Source organism: Chryseobacterium oryctis (genome assembly GCF_025971925.1).
In the GTDB taxonomy this organism is placed as follows: Bacteria; Bacteroidota; Bacteroidia; order Flavobacteriales; family Weeksellaceae; genus Chryseobacterium; species Chryseobacterium oryctis.
In genome coordinates, this window is sequence record NZ_JAPDHV010000003.1 from 41,785 (window position 1) to 64,591 (window position 22,807).

At 31.8% G+C, this 22,807-nt stretch carries 22 protein-coding genes; 13 read left to right on the forward strand and 9 right to left on the reverse strand.

From position 1 onward, the window contains the following. Nucleotides 1-75: 75 nt before the first annotated feature. The 4 genes from OH806_RS07245 to OH806_RS07260 form a co-directional block, all read right to left on the reverse strand. Nucleotides 76-1,317 (reverse strand): T9SS type A sorting domain-containing protein, encoded by a 1,242-nt coding sequence (locus tag OH806_RS07245; protein WP_264743016.1) that lies wholly within the window; start codon nt 1,315-1,317, stop codon nt 76-78. Nucleotides 1,318-1,661: 344 nt separating this feature from the next. Continuing rightward, on the reverse strand, nt 1,662-3,359 hold the full coding sequence (lysS, locus tag OH806_RS07250; RefSeq protein ID WP_264743017.1) for a lysine--tRNA ligase: 1,698 nt from the start codon (nt 3,357-3,359) through the stop codon (nt 1,662-1,664). Between the two features lie 94 nt (nt 3,360-3,453). Further along, nucleotides 3,454-3,822 (reverse strand): c-type cytochrome, encoded by a 369-nt coding sequence (locus tag OH806_RS07255; protein ID WP_264743018.1) that lies wholly within the window; start codon nt 3,820-3,822, stop codon nt 3,454-3,456. Then, nucleotides 3,822-4,031 carry a hypothetical protein gene (locus OH806_RS07260; protein WP_264743019.1) on the reverse strand — a complete coding sequence of 70 codons (210 nt, stop codon included), beginning with the start codon at nt 4,029-4,031 and terminating at the stop codon, nt 3,822-3,824. The genes OH806_RS07255 and OH806_RS07260 overlap by 1 nt, the downstream gene beginning before the upstream one ends. A 559-nt stretch (nt 4,032-4,590) precedes the next feature. On the opposite strand from OH806_RS07260, the gene OH806_RS07265 reads away from it, so the two are divergent. From OH806_RS07265 to trpA, 8 genes are read left to right on the forward strand one after another with little or no spacing between them, the layout of a single operon-like run. After that, complete coding sequence (locus OH806_RS07265; RefSeq protein WP_264743020.1) at nt 4,591-6,015, forward strand: anthranilate synthase component I family protein; 1,425 nt, start codon at nt 4,591-4,593, stop codon at nt 6,013-6,015. 18 nt (nt 6,016-6,033) lie between these two features. Then, entirely contained in the window at nt 6,034-6,627 is a 594-nt protein-coding gene (locus OH806_RS07270) for an anthranilate synthase component II (RefSeq protein ID WP_264743021.1), read from the forward strand. 38 nt (nt 6,628-6,665) lie between these two features. Then, nucleotides 6,666-7,652 (forward strand): anthranilate phosphoribosyltransferase, encoded by a 987-nt coding sequence (gene trpD / locus OH806_RS07275; protein ID WP_264743466.1) that lies wholly within the window; start codon nt 6,666-6,668, stop codon nt 7,650-7,652. Nucleotides 7,653-7,705: 53 nt separating this feature from the next. Then, nucleotides 7,706-8,482: an indole-3-glycerol phosphate synthase TrpC gene (trpC, locus tag OH806_RS07280; RefSeq protein WP_264743022.1), complete on the forward strand. Its 777-nt coding sequence runs from the start codon at nt 7,706-7,708 to the stop codon at nt 8,480-8,482. Beyond that, nucleotides 8,482-9,147, forward strand: coding sequence for a phosphoribosylanthranilate isomerase (locus OH806_RS07285; protein WP_264743023.1), 666 nt, complete (start codon nt 8,482-8,484; stop codon nt 9,145-9,147). The genes trpC and OH806_RS07285 overlap by 1 nt, the downstream gene beginning before the upstream one ends. A gap of 20 nt (nt 9,148-9,167) precedes the next feature. After that, nucleotides 9,168-9,725, forward strand: a complete 558-nt coding sequence (locus tag OH806_RS07290) for a hypothetical protein (protein ID WP_264743024.1) — start codon at nt 9,168-9,170, stop codon at nt 9,723-9,725. Then, nucleotides 9,715-10,899, forward strand: a complete 1,185-nt coding sequence (gene trpB, locus OH806_RS07295) for a tryptophan synthase subunit beta (RefSeq protein WP_264743025.1) — start codon at nt 9,715-9,717, stop codon at nt 10,897-10,899. Before OH806_RS07290 ends, trpB begins: the two co-directional genes overlap by 11 nt. A gap of 24 nt (nt 10,900-10,923) precedes the next feature. After that, nucleotides 10,924-11,658, forward strand: a complete 735-nt coding sequence (gene trpA, locus OH806_RS07300; protein ID WP_264743026.1) for a tryptophan synthase subunit alpha — start codon at nt 10,924-10,926, stop codon at nt 11,656-11,658. A gap of 61 nt (nt 11,659-11,719) precedes the next feature. Here trpA and OH806_RS07305 read toward each other — a convergent pair whose 3' ends face one another. Further along, nucleotides 11,720-12,472 (reverse strand): SDR family oxidoreductase, encoded by a 753-nt coding sequence (locus OH806_RS07305; protein WP_264743027.1) that lies wholly within the window; start codon nt 12,470-12,472, stop codon nt 11,720-11,722. Between the two features lie 181 nt (nt 12,473-12,653). On the opposite strand from OH806_RS07305, the gene OH806_RS07310 reads away from it, so the two are divergent. Beyond that, a complete protein-coding gene (locus OH806_RS07310; protein ID WP_264743028.1) occupies nt 12,654-13,631 on the forward strand; it encodes a protein-glutamine glutaminase in 978 nt (325 codons plus the stop codon). 77 nt (nt 13,632-13,708) lie between these two features. After that, the gene (locus OH806_RS07315) at nt 13,709-14,017 is read left to right on the forward strand and encodes a hypothetical protein (protein WP_264743029.1); all 309 of its coding nucleotides are present in this window, start codon (nt 13,709-13,711) and stop codon (nt 14,015-14,017) included. A 56-nt stretch (nt 14,018-14,073) separates the two neighbouring features. On the opposite strand, the gene OH806_RS07320 is transcribed toward OH806_RS07315, so the two are convergent. Then, nucleotides 14,074-14,700: a peptide deformylase gene (locus OH806_RS07320; RefSeq protein ID WP_264743030.1), complete on the reverse strand. Its 627-nt coding sequence runs from the start codon at nt 14,698-14,700 to the stop codon at nt 14,074-14,076. Nucleotides 14,701-14,826: 126 nt separating this feature from the next. Here OH806_RS07320 and lipB point away from each other — a divergent pair, with 126 nt between their 5' ends. The 3 genes from lipB to OH806_RS07335 all read left to right on the forward strand — a co-directional run bounded on the left by lipB (nt 14,827) and on the right by OH806_RS07335 (nt 19,379). Further along, entirely contained in the window at nt 14,827-15,564 is a 738-nt protein-coding gene (lipB, locus tag OH806_RS07325) for a lipoyl(octanoyl) transferase LipB (protein WP_264743031.1), read from the forward strand. Nucleotides 15,565-15,762: 198 nt separating this feature from the next. Next, a complete protein-coding gene (locus OH806_RS07330) occupies nt 15,763-17,394 on the forward strand; it encodes a M1 family metallopeptidase (RefSeq protein WP_264743032.1) in 1,632 nt (543 codons plus the stop codon). 128 nt (nt 17,395-17,522) lie between these two features. Next, nucleotides 17,523-19,379 carry a M61 family metallopeptidase gene (locus tag OH806_RS07335; RefSeq protein WP_264743033.1) on the forward strand — a complete coding sequence of 619 codons (1,857 nt, stop codon included), beginning with the start codon at nt 17,523-17,525 and terminating at the stop codon, nt 19,377-19,379. A gap of 50 nt (nt 19,380-19,429) precedes the next feature. Here OH806_RS07335 and OH806_RS07340 read toward each other — a convergent pair whose 3' ends face one another. The 3 genes from OH806_RS07340 to pepE are packed head-to-tail and all read right to left on the reverse strand — an operon-like array spanning nt 19,430 to nt 22,716. Beyond that, nucleotides 19,430-20,587, reverse strand: coding sequence for a sensor histidine kinase (locus OH806_RS07340; RefSeq protein WP_264743467.1), 1,158 nt, complete (start codon nt 20,585-20,587; stop codon nt 19,430-19,432). A 3-nt stretch (nt 20,588-20,590) separates the two neighbouring features. Beyond that, the gene (dacB, locus tag OH806_RS07345) at nt 20,591-21,964 is read right to left on the reverse strand and encodes a D-alanyl-D-alanine carboxypeptidase/D-alanyl-D-alanine endopeptidase (RefSeq protein ID WP_264743034.1); all 1,374 of its coding nucleotides are present in this window, start codon (nt 21,962-21,964) and stop codon (nt 20,591-20,593) included. 59 nt (nt 21,965-22,023) lie between these two features. After that, nucleotides 22,024-22,716: a dipeptidase PepE gene (pepE, locus tag OH806_RS07350; protein WP_264743035.1), complete on the reverse strand. Its 693-nt coding sequence runs from the start codon at nt 22,714-22,716 to the stop codon at nt 22,024-22,026. Nucleotides 22,717-22,807: the final 91 nt, after the last annotated feature.

Here is a 22,807-nt window from a genome sequence, read left to right on the forward strand (position 1 = left end):
AAAACAAAGAATTTTAACTAAGAAAGTAATTTTTAAAAATCAATCCCACCACTTGAATTGGCGGGATTTTTTATTTTAGTTTTTAATTCCCTTTTTAGAAATCATTTTATTAGAATCAGTAGTAATTTTAATAAAGTAAGTACCTTTTACGATTGAAGAAGTATTTAACCTTGAACCATTACCTTTTAAAACAACTCTACCACTTTCATCATATATTTCTACTTTTTTTATTTTTTCTTTAGAGTTTAAAATTAATTCATTTGAAAATGGATTGTTAAAACTAATTTCATTCTCTTTAGTTATTAGATTCTCGTTTGTATTTAAAGCTAAACCACAAGTGGAAGATACCACAGTATTTGTATATCCGTAGAAATTAACCAAATATTGCACAGAAGCAATTTCATTTACGTCACAGCAAATGAGTTGTAAAGCCGGAGTTTCTTGAAAATGAAAATCAAATAATTCAGATCCATTTTGGATATTTATCTTTGTCAGTAATGGGTTGTCTGCACATTCCAAAAACAGTAATAAAGGCTGATTACTAAAATCTAATTCTGTGTATAAATTTCCCATACAGCTTACTTCGTCTAGTTTTACTAAATCTGAAAAATCCCAATTTGTTAATTTATTAAATGAACAATTCAACATTTCTAAATTGATACAACCAGTCATGTCAAGATTATTTAGTTTATTATTCCCAACAGATAGATTAGTTAAAGCTGTACAATTCTTTACATTAAGGCTCTCTAAAGAAGTCTCATAAATTGAATAATCAGCAAGGGAAGTACAACCTTCTAAGTTTATACTTTTAATAGTATTATTATTAGAAGAAGTTACACCCATCACAAAGTTATCTCTAATTTCCAAAATAGTAAGTAACGGACAATAAGAAGCATCAACAGAAATCAAAGAATTATGATAAGCATAGATTGATTTTAATTTACTTAAGCCATTTGCCTTAATATACTGAAGATTACTAAAAACATCTGGGGCTACAGGAGAAAGCGTTCCAACAGTACAATTTAATTCCTCTAAATTAGAAAATGGTCTCACATCAATCTCATTTATCAATGTACGTTGTGGAAATTTACTAGTAGAAATCTCCTTTATATTTACAGCTTCTGTAATTTGTATTTCTCCATCTCCATTGAGATCTATTTTTGTAAAATTCCCTGCAAGATCTTTTGCATAAGTATTACTATAATCTGCATTTAGAAGAAATTGCTTAAAATAATTATCAGTAATAGTAATATTTTGGGAAAAAGATAATTGCGCTATTAAAAGAGAAATAGCAAAAAATAATTTTGTTTTTGTCATATTGTTTTTTTGTTTTTTATCTAGATATAAATTCTTATTTGAAAATCACCATCTACTTTGTATGATAATATTAAAATACATTATTCCATAAAATAATTTAGTAAAATCCCAGAGAATGGATATTGGCAACCTAAACAATACTATTGTTTCTGAAATTGGGGTCTAAAGAAATAGAGACCTTAGCATTAGCCGTTGAAAATACTAATACTATTACAGTAGCAATAATTTTTTTCATAAAATATATATGTGTTTTTCTATGGCAAAGTTAGCAACAAATCCTCTTAAAACAATAAAAAACGAACAATCATGTTCGTTTTTTATTTATATTAAAAATAAATTCTAGTTTAAACTAACTTCATCAAAAGATTTTCGTCAATTTTCTCAACTTTCACTAAGTTAGCTTTCGTTAGAGTTTTAGAAGCTTTATCCCACTTCTTACCCGAAAGTTTAGATTGTTCTTTTACCGTTGCTAAAGCAATTTGCTCACCCGATTTTAAGATTTCAAGAATGATTTTCTCATCTTCTCCTAATTCAATTTGAGGAGTTGCTTTTTCTGGCTTCATTTGAGGGAAGAACAATACTTCCTGAATAGATGCATTATTTGTCAAGAACATGATTAATCTGTCCATTCCGATTCCTAATCCTGAAGTCGGAGGCATACCGTATTCAAGTGCTCTCAAGAAATCTTCATCAATAAACTGTCCTGCTTCATCATCTCCTTTTTCAGATAATCTCAACTGCTCTTCAAAACGCTCTCTCTGGTCAATCGGGTCATTAAGCTCAGAATACGCATTGGCAATTTCTTTTCCGCAAACCATTAATTCGAAACGTTCTGTAAGACCTTCTTTACTTCTATGTTTTTTAGTAAGTGGAGACATTTCAATCGGGTAGTCTGTAATGAAGGTTGGCTGAATGAAGTTTCCTTCACATTTTTCACCAAAAATTTCATCAATCAATTTACCTTTACCCATTGTCTCGTTTACTTCAACACCGATAGATTTAGCAAAATCAAACAATTCTTGTTCAGTTTTTCCTGTAATATCATATCCTGTAAACTTCTGAATAGCCTCCGTCATTGAAACTCTTGGATATGGAGCTTTGAAATCAATTTCATGTTCTCCGAATTTCGCTTTTGTAGTTCCGTTCACTTGTGTAGCACAGAATTCTAAAAGTTTTTCAGTGAAATCCATCATCCAATTGTAATCTTTGTAAGCTACATAGATTTCCATAGCTGTGAATTCAGGGTTGTGAGTTCTGTCCATTCCTTCATTTCTGAAGTTTTTTGAGAATTCATAAACTCCGTCAAAACCACCAACAATTAGTCTTTTTAAATATAATTCGTTCGCTATTCTTAAATATAACGGAATATCTAAAGCATTGTGATGCGTAATAAAAGGTCTTGCAGCCGCTCCACCAGGAATTGACTGTAAGATAGGAGTTTCAACCTCGAAATATCCGGCATCATTAAAGAAATTTCTCATTGCATTGAACAATTTTGTTCTTTTCACAAAAATTTCTTTAACTTGAGGATTAACCGTTAAATCTACATAACGCTGTCTATATCTTAGTTCTGGATCATTAAAAGCATCATGCACTACTCCGTTTTCATCGGTTTTTGCCTGAGGAAGCGGACGTAATGTTTTTGTAAGCAGGGTAAAATTTTTAACTAAAACAGTTTTCTCACCCACCTGAGTTGTAAACAATTCTCCTTCAATCCCAATGATATCACCAATATCTAAAAGATGCTTGTAAACCTCATTATATAAAGTTTTGTCCTCTCCTGTACAAATCTCATCTCTGTTAAAGTACACCTGAATTCTACCTGTAGAATCCTGCAATTCAGCAAAAGAAGCCTTACCTTGAATTCTGCGCGACATCAACCTACCGGCAATCTTTACCTGTTTACTTTCAGAAAAATCCTGTTTTATAGACGCTGTAGTATCTGTAATTTTATATTCATCTGCAGGGAAAGCATTGATTCCCATTTCAACAAGCTTATTAAGCTTTTCTCTTCTAATGATTTCTTGTTCTGATAATTGCATTTCTTATTTTTCTAAAAGCGTACAAATTTAAGGATTTTCAAATAAAAAAAGACAGCAGATTCTGCTGTCTTTCAAAATATTTCTTTTTTGAGATTTACTTTTTCATTGATAGAATATACTCTACCATTTTTTTTGCTTCTTCTTTAGACAGACCAGGGTGTGATTGCATTGGTACACTTCCCCAAACACCGCTCCCTCCTTCAATTATCTTTGATGCCAATAATTCAATATCTTTTTCAGAATATTTATTGGCAATTTCTTTATAAGAAGGACCTATTAATCGTTCAGTATCTGAATGACAACCTGTACAATCCAATGACTCTATCATTTCCTTCCCTGTCATATTAACAGGTGCGGAATTAGAAATTTCTGTGGAAGAAGAAGACTCAACGGATGTATTTTCTTTTTTAGAGCATGACAGAGCCAACAGTCCAATACATCCTGCTAAAATTAGCTTTTTCATTATTTAGTAGCTGTAGAATCCGTTTTAGCAGCTTCAGGAGCTGGTGCAGCAACAGTTTCAGCTGGTTTAGCAGATGCAGAATCTACAACTGTAGCCACTTCTGGTTCTTCAAGCATAGTGTTACTATCTTGTAAAGAATGATCATTTTTTTTAGAGCAACTTACTGCCAATACACTTCCGATAAATGCTATTGCTAATACTTTTTTCATTGTTTTCTAAATTTGCTGACAAAAATATAAAAAATAAATTTTTAAACTGTTTCCATTTGTTCTTTTTTAATCAAAATTCAAATATTTCCCATTTAAATCTGATTATACTTAAAATGATGTTTTACATCTAAATATATGATCTTTAATATATAAACCCTTTTTTCAATAGCAATTTCTTTAATTTACCAATGGAAAATATCATCAGAATACCTCTCGGATAGCTGTCTTTTCTCTTAATCTACCATGACAAACCAGATTATGAAGCAAAAAAAGACTGAACTAAAAAATGAGTTTAATAAACTTAAAGAATAATGATTTTTGAAAATTTTCTTTAAATTTCACCGACTTTTTATCTTTATTTTAAAAAAATGTTCTACATTTGTCCCATGTTTAATATGACTAACAACAATTGGTGGTGGCTTTCAAACTCTTCGTCGGGTCTGAAACTATTGTCATGTTGTTAATTTGCAACAGGAATAATTTAAAAAATATACAGAGACTTTGACGAATACCGTTGAAGTCTTTTTTTATTTAAAAATCACAAAAAATAAAATTACAAATGTTCAATAAGAAGATAAAAATTAAAACTATTTCAAAAAAAACATTGGGAGATCTTCAAACTCCAATGAATATTTATTTGCAGGTTCGTGACAAATTCAGAGATACCATTCTCTTGGAAAGTTCGGATTCAAAAAACATTGATAACAATTTCTCCTTCATCGCCATAAACGCTATTGCAGGAATTGAAATCAAAAACCTGAATGAATTTGAAATCAAAATGCCTAAAGCCGAACCTGTAAAGCAATTTATAATGGATCACAAAATATCAGATATTTTTGAACATTTTTCTAATATTTTTCAATGTGAAAAAACCAATGATCCTATAGAAGAAACTGCACAAAGTCTTTTCGGATATACAAGTTTTGAGGCCGTTCAGTTTTTTGAAAACATAAAATTCAAACCTCAAAGCACTGAAGTTGAAATCCCAATTCTTCGTTACAGATTATATCAATATGTAATTGCACTCAATCATTACAACGATGAAATGCATATCATCGAAAATCAAATAGAGGGCATAAAATCTGAATTATATTTATTAGAAAATCTCATCAAGAATAAAACATCTGTCGTATATCCTTTTGAAAAAAACGAAAAAGAGACCTCAAACATCACAGATGATGAATATATAGAATTAGTAAAAACAGCTCAAAAACATTGTATGAGAGGAGATGTTTTTCAATTGGTTTTGAGCAGAAGGTTTCAGCAAAAATTCACAGGAGATGAATTCAATGTATATCGTGCATTGAGAAATATCAATCCTTCACCCTATTTATTCTTCTTTGATTATGGAAATTACAGATTATTCGGTTCAAGTCCTGAAAGTCAGCTAATTATCAAAAACAACAAAGCTATCATACATCCTATTGCAGGAACTTTCAAAAGAACAGGAAATTTTGATACAGATTTACAATCAATTGAAGAATTAAAAACCGACCCGAAAGAAAATGCAGAACATACCATGTTGGTAGATTTGGCAAGAAATGATTTAGGAAAATTAGGAAAAAATGTGACGGTAACAAAGCTCAAAGAAATACAACTTTTCTCTCATGTCATTCACATGGTAAGTGAAGTTACGGCAGATTTGCCTGAAAAAATAAACCCTCTCGAAGTCGTTGCAGCTACTTTCCCGCAAGGAACTTTAAGCGGAGCTCCTAAATACAGAGCTTTGGAACTTATTAATCAATATGAAAAAGATTCCAGAGGTTATTATGGCGGATGCATAGGAATGATTGGGCTAAACGGAACTTGCAATCAGGCAATTATGATTCGAACTTTCTTAAGCAAAAACAATACATTATATTATCAGGCTGGAGCTGGTTTGGTGGCAAAATCAAATCCTGAAAATGAATTGCAGGAAGTTAATAATAAACTAAACGCCCTCAAAAAAGCCGTTGAAAAAGCTGAAAAACTATCTGAAAATTAATTATTAAAATTGAAAAAAATGAGCAACAATATAAAAACTGACACAAACATTCTAGTATTTGATAATTATGACAGTTTCACCTACAATCTTGTACAAATCATAGAAAGAATTCTCAATAAAAAAGTTGATGTTGTAAGAAATGATGAAATAACATTAGAAGAAATCGAAAAATACGATAAAATTATTCTTTCTCCCGGTCCTGGAATACCTGAAGAAGCAGGTATATTATTAGATGTAATTAAAAAATATACTTCTACTAAAAGTATTCTTGGTGTTTGTCTTGGCCAACAAGCCATTGCTGAAGCCTTTGGAGGAAGCCTTATTAATCTTTCTGAAATTTTTCACGGAGTTGCAACTTCCGCAGAATTAGTAAAAAATGACACGAAACTTTTCAAAAATCTTTCAAGCGGTCTGGAAGTCGGACGATATCATAGTTGGGCAGTAAATCCTAAAAATTTCCCTGATGAATTGGAAATTACAGCAGTTGATAAAGACGGAATGATCATGGCTTTACAACACAAAAAATACGATGTACACGGCGTTCAGTTCCATCCGGAAAGTATTTTAACACCTGATGGAGAAACTATTATCAAAAACTTTCTTTTAAATTGAAAACAACAGAAATTATTTCAACACCAAAATCTCCACAAATGAAAGAAATCTTACAATACTTATTTAATCATAATACATTATCAAAATCTGAGGCTAAAGCTATTATGATTGAAATTGCTCAAAATAAATTCAATTCAACGGAAGTCACTGCTTTTACAAGTATTTTCTTGATGCGAGACATCACATTGAAAGAGCTTGAGGGTTTTCGAGAAGCCCTATTACAGATGGCAGTTCCTGTAAATTTAGACACTAGTGATGCTATAGACATTGTAGGAACGGGTGGTGACGGAAAAAACACCATCAATATCTCAACGTTAGCAAGTTTTGTAATAGCCGGAGCCGGACAAAAAGTAACAAAACATGGTAACTATGGAGCTTCAACCACAATTGGCTCTTCCAATATTTTGGAAGAATTGGGCTATCAGTTTAAAAACAATTCGGATGAGCTAAACGAAGATTTGGAAAGAGCAAACATTTGCTTTCTACATGCTCCTTATTTTCATCCGGCACTCCAATCAGTCGGAACTTTACGCAGAGCTTTAGGCTTAAGAACATTTTTCAATTTGTTGGGTCCCTTGGTAAACCCTGCAAACTCAAAATACTCAATGATTGGAGTATACAATTTAGAAATTGCCCGAATTTATCAATATCTCTTACAAAAAGATAAAAACGATTTTATTCTCGTTCATGGAATGGATGGATATGATGAAATAAGTTTAACTCATGATACCAAAATTATTACAAAAAAAGGTGAGGAAATTTATTCTGCAGAAGATTTAGGCTTTGACTATGTGAGTCCTGAAAATATAAAATCCGGTAAAACAGCTCAAGAAACTGCAAATATTTTCAGAAATATTCTTGAAGGAAAAGGCACAAAACAACAAAATTCTGTGGTTTTGGTCAACGCTGCGGTTGCTCTGCATTATACAAACAAATTCGGAAACTATGAAGATTGTATTTCAATGGCTAAAGATAGCTTGTTTGGAGGCAAAGCATTACAATCTCTTGAGTTGCTTTTGAAATAATAAACTTTCCAATTATCATTTCGTTCGAAATGACAATTCAAATAAAAAATACAATGAACATACTTGACAGCATTATACAGAGAAAAAAAGAAGAAATTTCCGTTGCAAAGTCCCATATCTCTATCCAACAATTAAAAGATTCTGAATTTTTTGGAAAAGAAAAATTTTCTTTAAAACAAAACATTAAAGATAAAAACGGAATCATTGCGGAGTTTAAAAGAAAATCACCTTCAAAAGGAATTATTAATAACCAATCTTCCCCTTTAGAAGTAGTTTCAGCTTACGAAAATTTTGGAGCAAGTGGTATTTCAATTCTTACCGATAAAGATTTTTTTGGTGGAAACTTTGAAGATATTCTTAATGTAAGAAATCATATAAACATTCCTATTCTAAGAAAAGATTTCATGGTAGATGAATATCAGTTTTATGAAGCAAAAAGCATCGGAGCTGATGTCGTCTTGTTGATTGCTTCCTGTCTTTCACATCAACAGGTTCAGGAATTTACAGCTCTTGCCCATGAATTAGGAATGGAAGTTTTATTGGAAATTCATACAGAAGAAGAGCTTAACCATTTTAACCTAGAAATTGATTTAGTGGGAATTAACAATAGAAATTTAAAAGATTTCAAAGTTGATTTACAACATTCGGTTCAATTAAAAAATCAGCTTCCAAAAGGTGTTTTATCAATCGCTGAAAGCGGAATTTACAGTATTGAAAATTTTAAATATTTAACAGAGCAAGGTTTTGACGGTTTTTTGATGGGTGAATATTTCATGAAAAATAAAAATCCTGATAAAGCTTTTGAAGAGTTTATCTCAAACACAATATAATGGGAAATCAATTGCAAAAACTCAAAGTTTGTGGTTTAACAAAGCCCAATCAGATTCATGAATTAATTTCTATGAATACAGACTTTTTAGGCTTTATTTTCTATGAAAAATCGCTCAGATATGCATTGAACCATTTGAGTTTAGATGAAATTTCAAAAATTCAACATGATGGAAAAGTCGGAGTTTTTGTAAATGAAAATTTAGAGGAAATTATTGAAATCATTGCAAAATCAAGTTTAAATTATATACAATTACATGGAGATGAAGATGAAAAATATATTTCAGAATTAAGAAAAAGGATACATTCTGAAATTAAAATCATCAAAGTAATAAGAATTGGAAATTTTGACGTTATTACTACAAAAGAAGAGTTTATAAATAGGCTTAATAATACTATTCAGGTAATCAAAAATGATATTGAATACTTATTATTTGATACAGATTCAAAAGATTTTGGGGGTACAGGAAAACAGTTTGACTGGCAAATTTTAAATGAAATCAGTCTGCCACTTCCCTACTTTTTGAGTGGCGGAATCTCAGAGGAAAACATCAATAAAATTGAAGCACTAAAACAAAAACCTTTCGCCATAGATATTAACTCAAAATTCGAAATCGAGCCAGGAATAAAAGATTTAAACAGAATTAAAAATCTAAAGATGACGTAGGTCACTTTCAAAAAAAGACAATGAAAAAATATTATTCGAAAAAAATAAATCTTCTAAATCAGCTTAGTTTAAAATCAATAAGCAAATCTGTAAATAATACCTTTTTTCCATTAAAGTTTGAAAATGAGAAAATTGAAAAATTACACCAATTTGTTTCTAAAAATGATGGTGATGCCGAACATTGGGAACTCAGTAATATATTAGGCGAATTCATCAATATACTTAAAGATTTTAACCAAGATGATTTCCGATATTTTTTCAAAACCGTAAAATTTTGGAACAGCTATCACTTGGTAATAATTGCCGATAAATTCCTTGACAACAATGTTAAAGCAAGTATACAGCATGATTTGGGAGCCGCTTACTGCAAAATATTTTGTGTGTACGAAAAATTTGACCCCTATTTTTTAATCGATAGTCTGGAAATAGCAGTTGAAATGTATAACTCAAAGCTAGACTTAAACATTTTAGTTGATTTAACGATAAAACTGCAAATGCTATTCAAAAACAAACAGATAACAAAACAACAATTTGAACACAATATTCAATTTATAAACAAATTACAAAATGAATTATAGAAACCCTGATGAACACGGATATTATGGAGAATTTGGAGGAGCTTTCATCCCCGAAATGCTCTATCCGAATGTAGAAGAGTTACAAAAAAATTATCTTGAAATTATTGAGTCTGAAAGTTTTCAAAAAGAATATCAAGATTTATTAAAAAATTACGTTGGTCGCTCTACCCCATTATATTTTGCAAAAAACATAAGCAAAAAATATAATACTCAAATTTATCTAAAAAGAGAAGACCTAAATCATACCGGAGCACACAAAATCAACAATGCTTTAGGACAGGTTTTATTGGCAAAACGTCTTGGTAAAAACCGAATTATTGCAGAAACAGGGGCAGGACAACACGGTGTTGCAACTGCGACAGCATGTGCTTTACTAGGTTTAGAATGCATTGTTTATATGGGTGAAATAGATATCAAAAGACAAGCTCCGAATGTAGCAAGAATGAAAATGTTGGGAGCAAAAGTTGTTCCTGCAACTTCAGGTTCAAAAACACTGAAAGATGCCGTAAATGAAGCATTAAGAGACTGGATAAATAATCCTGTAACCACACATTATGTCATCGGTAGCGTAGTTGGCCCTCATCCGTTTCCAGATTTGGTAGCCAGATTTCAAAGTATAATTTCTAAAGAAATCAAAGAACAACTTAACGAGCAAATCGGTAGAGAAAATCCTGATTATGTCATCGCTTGTGTAGGTGGCGGAAGCAATGCAGCAGGAACTTTTTATCATTTTGTAAATGAAGAAAATGTAAAAATCATAGCAGCCGAAGCGGGAGGATTAGGTATAGATTCAGGGAAATCTGCTGCTACAACTTTTTTAGGAACTTTAGGCGTTTTACACGGAAGCAAAAGTTTGGTTATGCAAACCAATGATGGTCAGGTTATAGAACCCCATTCCATTTCCGCAGGTTTGGATTACCCGGGAATAGGTCCTTTTCATGCCAATTTATTTAAAGCAAAACGTGCAGAATTTTTCAGTATCAATGATGATGAAGCTTTACAGTCGGCTTTTGAGCTTACAAAATTAGAAGGAATAATTCCTGCGTTGGAAAGTTCTCACGCTTTAGCTGTTTTAGATAAAAAGAAATTTGAGGAAAATGATGTTATTGTCATTTGTTTAAGCGGAAGAGGCGATAAAGACATGGAAACGTATTTAAGAGAAATGAAAAATTAAAATATCAAAAATCCTTTTAAAATAATGAAAAAACTCAACATATATTTCACCGCAGGAATTCCGGAATTAGAAAATACAACAGACATCATACAGCTTATTCAGGATTCTGGAGCAGATATGATTGAAATAGGAATGCCTTATTCCGACCCGGTTGCAGACGGTCCTGTAATTCAACAGGCTCATGAGTTGGCTCTGAAAAACGGAATGACGATTTCAAAATTATTTTCTCAATTAAAGTCTATTAAAAATCAGATAAAAATTCCTTTAATTTTGATGGGGTACATCAACCCTGTTCTTAGTTTCGGATTTGAAAACTTCTGTAAAGAATGTTCGGAAAGTGGAATTTCAGGTTTGATTATTCCAGACCTTCCTCCTGTTGAATTTGAAAATAACTACCACCCTATTTTAGCTAAATATAATCTTAACTTCACTTTTTTGGTAACTCCTGAAACCTCTGATGAAAGAATTTTATATTTAGATTCTTTAAGTTCAGGATTTTTATACGCCGTAAGTTCTTCTTCTACAACAGGAAATGAAAACGCTGTATTAAAAAATGAAAATTATCTTTCAAGACTAGCTTCACTAAAACTTAAAAATCCTGTTATGATAGGTTTTGGAATAAAATCTAAGGAAGATTTTGAAAGTGTAACAGAAAAAGCAGACGGCGGAATCATCGGAACTGCTTTTGTGAATATTTTACTGCAAAACAAAGATTGGAAAACCAAAGCTATTGATTTTATACATTCTGTAAAAGTGTAAAATCACATAATTTATTATATTCAAAAGAATATACAACCCCATCATTTGATGGGGTTTCTATCTACCTTATCACCGAAATTCCTGCATCCACTTTCAGTTCTGCACCATGAATATAAGATGCTTCATCTGATGCCAAAAAAAGGACTGCATTGGCAATTTCAGAAGGTTCTCCCTGTCTTTTAAAAGGTATCGTCGAAATAATTTGCTTAATAGCACCTTCAACTTGTTCAGCATTCAAACCTGTATTGTTAAAAATATTGGTTTTGATGTGTCCCGGACTGATTCCATTCACACGGATTCCTCTTGCTGTAAGTTCCGCTACAAAAGTCTTGATAAAAGATTGTACAGCAGATTTTGCCGCTGAATAAATGGAAAAATTAGACATCGTAATCTCCGTTGCAATTGATGTATTAAAAATAACGGAACTTCCGCTTTTCATAAAAGGTAACATTTGCTGAACCGTAAAAAAAGATCCTTTAACCAACATATTAAAAAGTTCATCGAATTGGTTTTCATCAACACTTTCAATAGACTCAAATTTTCCATATCCTGCATTGGCAAAAACAAAATCAATAGTTGAAGTATATTTTTTGACTTCATTCTGCAAATTCAGTAGATCTTTCATACTTCCCGCATTTGAAACAATTCCAAAAGCATTTTTTCTTAATATTTTCAGGGCTTTATTTACCGTTTCATCACTTCTTCCTGTAATGATAACACTTCCTCCTTCATTAATGTATTGTTGAGCCGTTGCTAAGCCCATTCCATTAGTACCACCTGTAATGAGTGCAAATTTGTTCTTAAATCTTTGCATTATTTTCTTTTTTAAATTAGTATTACAAAGATTGTCATTGGTTCTCTCCTAAAAAATCCGAATCTTGCGAAATTTTATTTTTTCAATAAATTAAAATTTTTATTAAAAATATTTCTCACTTTAAATATTTTTATTTAATTTTAATATCACCAATCAGTGAATAATTAAAAAAATTAAAACAATGAAAAAACTACTTTTATCAGTAATGGTATTTGTGACTATGTTGTCATTTAATTCCTGTTCAGATTCAAATGCGAATCAAGATTTAAACGAAAATGAAAGCACATTAATTAAAGATGCAGCTTTAAAAGACTACGGAAATACAATTCCTGTAGACATTAGGGAAGAAAACGGTACGATGAAGGTTTCGTTCATTATCAGTGCTCAGTTTTATGAAATTAAGCCTGGCAAAGAAAATGATGAATACATCAGTATTATTAAGGAAGCCATTCAGAACGAATCTCCTATACGTGTATATTTAAAACCAAATTCTAATAAAATAGCAAAAGTAGAAAGAGGCAACGAAGAAAGTAAACAATATTTTAAATCTATTCTTACCAAGGAAGAAAAAACAGATAAACTAAATAAATTGACAAGCGTTCTTCCAAATGTTACAACTCTGAATAATATGTTTACTTTGATCAAAAACCAGGCTTGTGGAACCTCAACGGCTTCATCACCATGCATTACGTTCAGATATCCTGTGGACGGCTGCTATGCAAGAGCACACAAAATGAGACAAATTTTGGTTAATAACGGTTACGATTGCGAAAAACAGTTCGTTTATGGAAACCTAAAAGCTACTAATGGTTCATGTTGTGTATCTTGGGGATATCATGTTGCCATTTTAGTAAGTTATAAAAATGCTTCAGGAGTTGTTGAAAAAAGAATTTTTGACCCTTCTTTATTTCCAAGTGGTCCTGTAACAGATACAGCTTGGAGAAATGCATGTACAAACACCTCATGTGGTTCTGCATCAGTTTCTTCTTATGCTAATACATCAGGGAATGTATATTACAGAAGTCCTTCTGCATCTTATATTTATGATAACAGTTATATTAATACCAACTGTACACTTACCACATTTTCATCACTTTCAGGATGTTCACCATCTCCAGCTCCAGATACATCTCATTGCGGAGGAATAACAACATCTTAATAATCTAAAACAGCTTCTGCAGCATATTATACGTAAATTGCAGAAGCTGTCTATTTAATTTTATAGTTTAAAATATTATGAAAACTTGGATCTATATATTGATATTTATGATGACATCTTCTTGTTTTGGTAGTTCACAGTCACAAAACCTAACTTGGTACAAAAATTCAACTATCAGTCAGATTATTGACGATCCTGATCATCCTGAAAAATTTTTACGAATATCAATCGGGATAAGTCAACAGGTTTTCTATGTATCAAAAAAAGATCCTAATTATTCTTCTTTATTGGAAAAACTTAATCTGAGCTATAAAAAAGGAAAAACATATAATATTGGTATTGAGAACAACACTAATATCATCAAACAGATTAACGATATTAAATAAAAAAATGGCTGCCTTTTCAGGCAGCATTTTTTTATTCAAAAACTAACAATTTTACTCTATTTATTGGCATTTACTTTCTGAAAAGCATCTATTTTTAGATAAGATTCATTTTTCTCTTTTTCTTTTTTATCAGAAATTAAGATTCCGAAAAGATGATCGATTTCATGCTGAAAAATTACAGCGGTGAAACCTTCTACTATTTCAGAATGTTTTTGCCCTTTTAAGTCAAAATATTCAAGTTGAATCACTTTACTTCTGTAAAATTGTTCCCTAAAATCAGGAATAGACAAATCTCCTTCAGGACCAAGATTCTGTAATTCAGATTTCCAGATAATCACAGGATTTATAAAATATTCCAAGGGTTTTCCTTCTTTATCAAAACGTTGAACCCAGATTACCTTTCTGTTAATTCCAACCTGAGGAGCAGCAATTCCTACTCCACCATCAGTAGAAAGTAAAGACAGTTTCATTCTTTCCACCAAAATTGCTGTATTAACGTCAAGCGGGTCTATCTCAGACGATATATTCAGTAAAGTTAAATGCTGATTCTCATCAGTCGTCTGATAAATTGGTAGTGCAGAATTTATATCTCCTTTATTAATAAGGGAAATTTCATCTGAAGTCAGTTTTTGGGCATTAATAAACCCAATAAAAAACAGTAACAGAAAGGATATTTTTTTCATAATTAAACCTACAAACAATAAAGATAAGGAAACGTATTTAGCTGTACAAAACAGTTTAAAACCTTCAAAAATATTATACATCTAAAAAAACTAAAAATCACTAAATTTGTATATTCAAAAAATGATATGAATACAATTCAAAATAAAGTAGTAGAATTTGAAGATTTAGGCATCAAAGAATATCAACCCGCTTGGGATTATCAGGAAAAACTGATGAAAGATATCATTGACCTTAAAATTAAAAACAGAGATTTACCAACTGAACAACATATTACAACACCAAACCATTTTCTTTTAGTAGAACATCCGCATGTTTATACATTGGGAAAAAGCGGTCACGAAGAAAATATGCTTGCCGGAATGGATAAGCTAAAGGAAATAGAAGCCACTTTCGTAAAAGTAAATCGTGGCGGAGATATTACTTATCACGGTTATGGGCAAATCGTTGGTTATCCTATTTTAGATCTTGAAAATTTCTTCACAGACATTCATTTATACATGAGAAATCTTGAGGAAGTTATTATAAGAACAATCGCTGAATACGGCTTAAAAGGAGAACGCTCTCAAGGTGAAACAGGAGTTTGGCTGGATGTAGGAAAACCTTACGCAAGAAAAATCTGCGCAATGGGAGTAAAAGCTTCACGCTGGGTAACTTTACACGGTTTTGCGTTGAATGTGAATACAGATATGCGATATTTTGAATACATCATTCCTTGTGGTATCAAAGACAAACAGGTAACCTCTTTGAAAAGAGAACTTGAAAGAGATTTAACTCATGATGAAATGGAAGATATAAAATCTAAAATTAAAAAACATTTCGCTGATATTTTCGGAGCTGAATTAATTAATAAACAGTCTGTCTGATAAATATATAATCCATTTTCCAATCTTAGTTTTCTACTTATTTTTGCCTCATTGTTATGATAATTTTGGAAAATGGATTTTTTCTTTTCTTTCTTAAAAACAACACTATTCTATCTTTCACATTTTTACCTTTTTATAAATAAACCCTTTTACTTGGCATTAAATTTTCTATTTTTGGATTGATTAATTTAATTTCAAATGAAAAAACTGCCATTCACACTTTTGTTGGTATCAGGAATTGCTTTTGGTCAATTCTTCGAAAAAGATAAAGTTTTTACAAAACAAGATACTTTAAAAGGTTCCAATACACCATTCCGAAATTTTTGGGACGTTAAGAAGTATGATTTATCAGTTGAGCCCGATTTTGAACAAAAAAGCATTAAAGGAAACAACAAAATTAGCTTTGAAATTATAAAAGACATTACGAACCCTACATTTCAGATAGATTTGCAGCAACCAATGAAAGCTGACAAAGTAGAAGCAGGTTTCCCGATTATTGAATACAAACAAGGCGGTGATTTCATTTGGATAAAAACCAATAAAAACTTCAAAAAAGGAGAAAAATATTCTATTGACGTTACCTACTCGGGCAATCCTACAATCGCTAAAAATGCACCTTGGGACGGAGGTTGGGTTTTCACACAGGATGAAAAAGGAAATCCGTGGATGAGTGTTGCCGATGAAGGAATCGGAGCTTCAATCTGGCTTCCTACAAAAGATATTTGGAGTGACGAACCTGAAAATGGGATTATCATGAAAATCATTACCCCAAAAGATTTGGTCGGCGTTGGAAACGGAAAATTAATCGATAAAAAAGCAGAAGGTAATAAAACAGTTTATACTTGGGAAGTAAAAAATCCTATCAATGCCTATTCTATTATCCCTAATATTGGGAAATATGTCAACTTTAAAGACTCTTTCAACGGAGAAAAAGGTAAACTCGATTTAGATTATTGGGTTTTGGATTACAATTTAGATAAAGCAAAAAAACAGTTTCAACAGGTAAAACCTATGCTTTCTGCATTTGAATATTGGTTTGGCCCATATCCTTTTTATGAAGACTCTTATAAATTGGTTGATTCTCCTTATTTAGGAATGGAACATCAAAGCAATGTTGCGTACGGAAACGGTTATCAAAACGGCTATCTTGGAAGAGATCTTTCAGGAACGGGAGTTGGTTTAAATTGGGATTATATCATTATCCATGAAAGTGGTCATGAGTGGTTTGCCAATAATATTACAGCTAAAGATCAAGCTGATATGTGGATTCACGAAAGTTTCACCATGTATTCCGAAGTACTTTTCACCGAAAAATACATGGACAAAAAATCTGCTGATAAATATGCCTTGGGTATCAGAGAAAATATACAAAACGACGTCCCAATTATCGGTAAATATGGTGTAAGAAATGAAGGCAGCGGAGATATGTATCCAAAAGGAGCAAGTATGCTTCACACAATCCGTCAGGTAATTAATGATGACGAAAAATTCAGACAAATTTTAAGAGGTTTAAATAAAGACTTTTATCATCAAACCGTAACAACACAACAATTTGAAAATTATATTTCAAAAAAATCGGGAATAGATTTTTCGAGTGTTTTTAATCAGTATTTAAGAACAATACAAATTCCGACATTAGAATATTCTCAAAAAGGAAATGAACTAAAATTCAGATATACAAATGTTATTAAGAATCTGAAACTACCTATAAGAATTGAGGGAGAACAAACCATTAATCCTACGGAAAAATGGCAAATCGTAAAACTAAAAACAAATAAACCTGTTGAGTTCAACAAGTCTTATTATATTAATTATGAAAACATTCAATAATTAAAAGATAAAGAGCAAAATCGGAAATTCGGTTTTGCTTTTTTATGTTTTTTTAAGAAAACTTTAATACATTATTAAGTAACAAAATCAATTTTCTAGCAACTATTTAACTATAAAATTAAAATTCAATGAAGAAACTAGCACTGAGCTTAGGTGTTTTAACTGCTTTTTTGGTTAATGCACAGTCAATAAAAACGACCATTGATTTAGTCAATGTAAAAGACGATAAAGTTGCTGTTACTATGGAATTTCCGAAAATGAAATCCGGAGACGTAAAATTCCATTTTCCTAAAACAGTTCCCGGAACATATTCAGTTGATGATTACGGAAGATTTGTAGAAGGCATCAAGTTTTATGATAATAAAGGTAAAGAACTAACTTTCACCAAGGTTAACGACAATACGTATTCATTAAAAAATGCTCAAAACCTAACTAAAGTTACCTATTTGGTAAATGATAGTTTCGATGAAGAAATGGATTCTTCAAAGCATAAAGCGGTATTTTCACCTTCAGGAACAAACATTGAAGAAGGTAAAATTTACCTTATCAATACTCATGGTTTTGTAGGTTATATTGAGAATATGCAGGATGTTCCTTATCAACTAGTGGTTCAAAAACCGACTGATTTTTATGGAACTACAGCTTTGGTAGACCAAGATAAATCTGAATCAACAGACACTTATACATTGGCAAACTATGCTAAACTTACCGATTCTCCTTTGATGTATACCAAACCGGATTATATCACCTTCAATGCAGGAGGAATGGATTTGGTTTTGGGAGTTTATTCTCCGACAGGAAAATATAAGGCTTCTGATTTTAAAGAAAATTTAGAAAAAATGGTACTTGCCCAAAAGAAATTTTTGGGAGATATGAATACCAATAAGAAGTATGCTATCATGCTGTATCTTTCTGGTGGAGACGGACCTCAGATAAAAGGTTTCGGAGCATTAGAACATCATGAATCCACAAGTGTTGTTTTACCCGAAATGATGCCGAAAGATGCCATTGACAAAACTATTACAGATGTTGTTTCTCATGAATTTTTCCATACGGTAAACCCTCTGAAAACCCACTCTGAAGAAATTCATTATTTCGATTATGCAGACCCTAAAATGTCTCAACATCTTTGGATGTATGAAGGCGGAACAGAATATTTTGCCAATTTATTCCAAATTCAGGAAGGGTTGATTAATAAAGATGAATTCTTACAGAGAATTACCGAAAAAATTACCAACTCAAAAAACTATGACGACACAATGCCGTTTACAGTAATGAGTAAAAATGTTCTGAAAGAACCTTACAAAGACCAATACAGAAATGTATATGAGAAAGGAACTCTTTTGGCAATGTGTCTTGATATTGAACTGAGAAAACTTTCCAACGGAGAAATGGGCTATCGTGATATGATAAGAAAATTATCTCAAAGGTTCGGAGAAAACAAACCATTTAAAGACGATAAACTGATTGATGAACTTGTAACTATTACAGGATATCCTCAGGTAAAAGATTTTTACAACAAATATATTGCTGGAAACCAAGCTACCCCTTACGAACAATACCTAAATATGGTAGGTGTAGAAGTACAGAAACAAGAAACTCCGCCACTTTTCTGGTTCATTAAAGACCCTCAACAAACAGGGTATAATGATAAGAACAAAACATTGGTTTTTGATGAAAATTCACCTTTATCGTCTTTCTCAAAAAGCATTGGCTTCAAAATCACAGATGAAATCCTTGCTTTAAACGGAAAATCTATTGATATTCAAAAAATTCAGGATTTTATTGCTTATACTAGAAGCATCAAAGAAGGGCAAAATATCACTTTGACTGTTTTAAGAAAAAATGGGGACAAAATGGATAAAGTCAACCTTTCAGGAAAAGCTGTTTTGGATAAGATGACCATTGAAACACTTCAATATAGATCTAATCCAACTCCTGCGGAACAAAAACTGCAAGACCAATGGTTAACAGGTAAAAAATAAATGAAAAGCGAGGAAATTTCCTCGCTTTTTTTAATATTAAAATTCTATTCTTATGCTTTCTTGATGGTAATTCTGAAAGTGGTTCCTTTTCCAACTTCTGTTTGAGAAATTTTAATGTCTCCGTTATGATATTCCTGAACTACTCTTTTTGCTAATGACAACCCCAATCCCCATCCTCTTTTTTTAGTTGAATATCCCGGTTTAAAAGCATTTCTGGCTTGTTGCTTGGTCATTCCGCTTCCTGTATCTTTTACCTCAACTAAAATATTTTTATTTCGCTCAAAAACAGACATTACCAAAATCCCTTCGCCCTTCATTGCATCCACCGCATTTTTTACCAAATTTTCGATAACCCAGCTCATCAAAATTTTATTATGCGGAACTAAAATGTCATAAGTTGGAAGGTTTAAAGTAAAATCAATTTTTTTGGAAATTCTCGTTTTTAGATAATTAAAATTCTCCTGAATAGTTTCATTAAAATTTAAATCATTTACTTCAGGAACTGAGCCAATTTTTGAGAATCTTTCAGAAATCGTTCTCAGCCTTTCAATATCCTTTTCTATTTCATGTACGCCTTCAGAATCAGGATTTTCAAGTTTCATAATTTCTATCCATCCGATCATCGAAGACAAAGGTGTTCCGATTTGATGGGCTGTCTCTTTTGCCAAACCTGCCCAAAGATAGCCTTCGTCTGTTTTCTTAATTGTTCGCAAAAACCAAAATGAAAAAAGAAAATAAGACAAAATAAAAAATCCTAAAACAAACGGAGAATATCGTAATTTATTAAGTAATTGAGAGTTGTCATAGTAAACAAACTGATTATTTCCGTCAGGAAATTTCAATTCAATTGCAGGATAACTTTTAGACATTTTTTTGGCTAGTGCTGTAATTTTTGATGCATCTTTTTCAATTTCACTAGGAATATTTTTATGAGCAATAGGTCTATCATCTTTATCCAAAACAATTACCGGAATTGAAGTGTTCGAGCTATTAATTTGAAGAATAAGACCCTGAACCTCAAAACTTGGCGTTGCAACCTCCTGTTGAAATTTCAAAGTACTTACCAAAATATCTACCCTTTTTACCTCTTCTTTTCGTAAATAATTAATAAGCAACATAGAAGCTACAACAATAATAACCACCACCAAGGTCATTAGTGTAAAAATAATCCAGTTATTGAGCTTGGAAAAAATGGTTCTTCTCAAAATAATTTATTTTAAAACATTCAGGATTTTCTGCAATTCACTGCTTCCACTTCCCTGATAATTATTAATAATGATTGAAAATACATATTTTTTTCCATCTTTCGCAGTATGATAACCCGCGTAGGATTTTGTATCTCTCATGGTTCCGCTTTTCATTTTCATTCCGTTGTCCTGAGTAGGAAATCCGTCATAATAAGCATCAAACCAAGATTGTTTTTTTGCATACAGCAATGCTTGGACTTCAGCTTTTGCCGAAGCATAATTTTGTGGTGACAGTCCGCTTCCGTCAGCAAAATTTATCATATTTGCATTAATTCCTTTTGACTTCCAGAATTCTTTAAGGTAAGCGACTCCACTTTTGAAACTCGAATTTCCTTTCTTTTCTTTTCCTAAAGTTTTAATTAAAGTTTCACCATAAAGATTAACACTTTTTCTTAAAAACCAGTACACAATTTTGTCCAAAGTCGGAGATTCATAAGTAAGAATTGTATTATTCTTCGGAAAATCCAGAGTTGGTTTTCCATCAATTGTCAATTGAGAATTGGTAATCACTTTTCCAGAAAAATCAATTCCAGATTCATGTAGCCATTGCTTTACTTCAACACCTAATTGCAACGGCGGATTGGGTGTAGAACCAGAAACCGTCATCGTTTTTCCTGCAGGTAAAGTTCCGTTAATTAATGCTACATCAGAATATGGAGCTGTGAAAATCAAACTTTGGTCTGAACTTCCTCCTACTTTTAGTTCATTAATCCATTTTACATTTTCTAAAGGATAAGAAAAACCTTTAAAATTTGTTCCGTTAATATTGATATCAAACTGATTTTCTCTCCAATTAACACCCCAAACTCCTGCTCCATAATAATTCCCTAAATCATCCCAAGGCCAACCTCCGGGAATTGTCTGAGCATCAAAATAACTATCATCAATAACCAAATCACCGGAAATTTTTGTAATTCCTGATTTTTTAACTGCGTCAATGAGTTTCTTTTTGAAACTTTCGGGTTTATATGCCTCATAACGCCAGCTTCCCAACGTTGGATCTCCGTTGGACGAGATGAAAAGATTCCCGTTTAGATTTCCATTAGAAATCGTTCCTGAGTACCCCGAAATTGTTTTATAAGTATAATTTTTGCCTAAAGTTTCCAAAGCTGCCGCAGCCGTAAATATCTTTTGTGTAGAAGCTGTGGAAAGTCCTTTATTACCTTGATATTCATAAATAAAATTTCCGCTTTCGTCTGAAACATAAAACGATAAATTCGAAGAAACAGCACCTGAAGAGTTCATTAAATCTTTGGTTGCTTTATCCAATTTTTGAGCTATATTTTGAGCAAAAAAAATCTGTGTAGAAAAGACGATAACTGCGAAAGTTTTTTTCATTGCACTATTGTTTGTAATATCAAATTCACTTTAGACCAACTATTCAAATATAAATAAAATTAAAGCTCAGAACCAGCTTCAATTTCGTAAGGCTCTTTATTTTTCTCGAAAATTCTCGTTAATTCCTTGCCTTCGACAGTTATTTTATCTCCAATTCTTCTAATCCAGTTTCCTTCGCGAAGTCCTACAACTTTCAATTCATTTTGAGTCAAAAATTCTTTGATTCTCGTTTCTCTTGTTTCTCCATTATGCTTCAAATCAGGATTTGGGTCTAAATAATGAGGATTGATATTAAAAGGAACCAAGCCCATACAATCAAAACTTGGAGGATATACGATAGGCATATCGTTCGTTGTTTTCATATTTTGTCCGCCAATATTACTTCCTGCACTGCATCCCAAATAAGGTTTCCCTTCTTCAACATTTTTTTTCAAAACATTCATTAAACCTTCTTCATGTAAGGTTTTAACTAATAAAAATGTATTTCCTCCACCTGTAAAATAGCCTTTTGCATTGTTTAAAGCCTCTATTTTATTATCAAATTCTTGAAGTCCTTTCACTTTTATATTGATTATATCGAAAAAAGATTGTGCTTTTGCCGTGTAATCATCATAGGAAATACCACTTGGTCTTGCGAAAGGAATGAAAACGATTTCATCTATACCTTCATAAAGTTTGATTAATTCTTCTTTTAAATAGACTAAATATTCTCCTCCGAAAAGCGTGGATGTTGAAGCTAATATGATATTCATAAAGTTATAATATTGATTAAATACCTGTTGAGTCACAAAGATAACTCAAACAGCAATGAATCAAAAATAAAGCTAAAAAAACATTTATCCC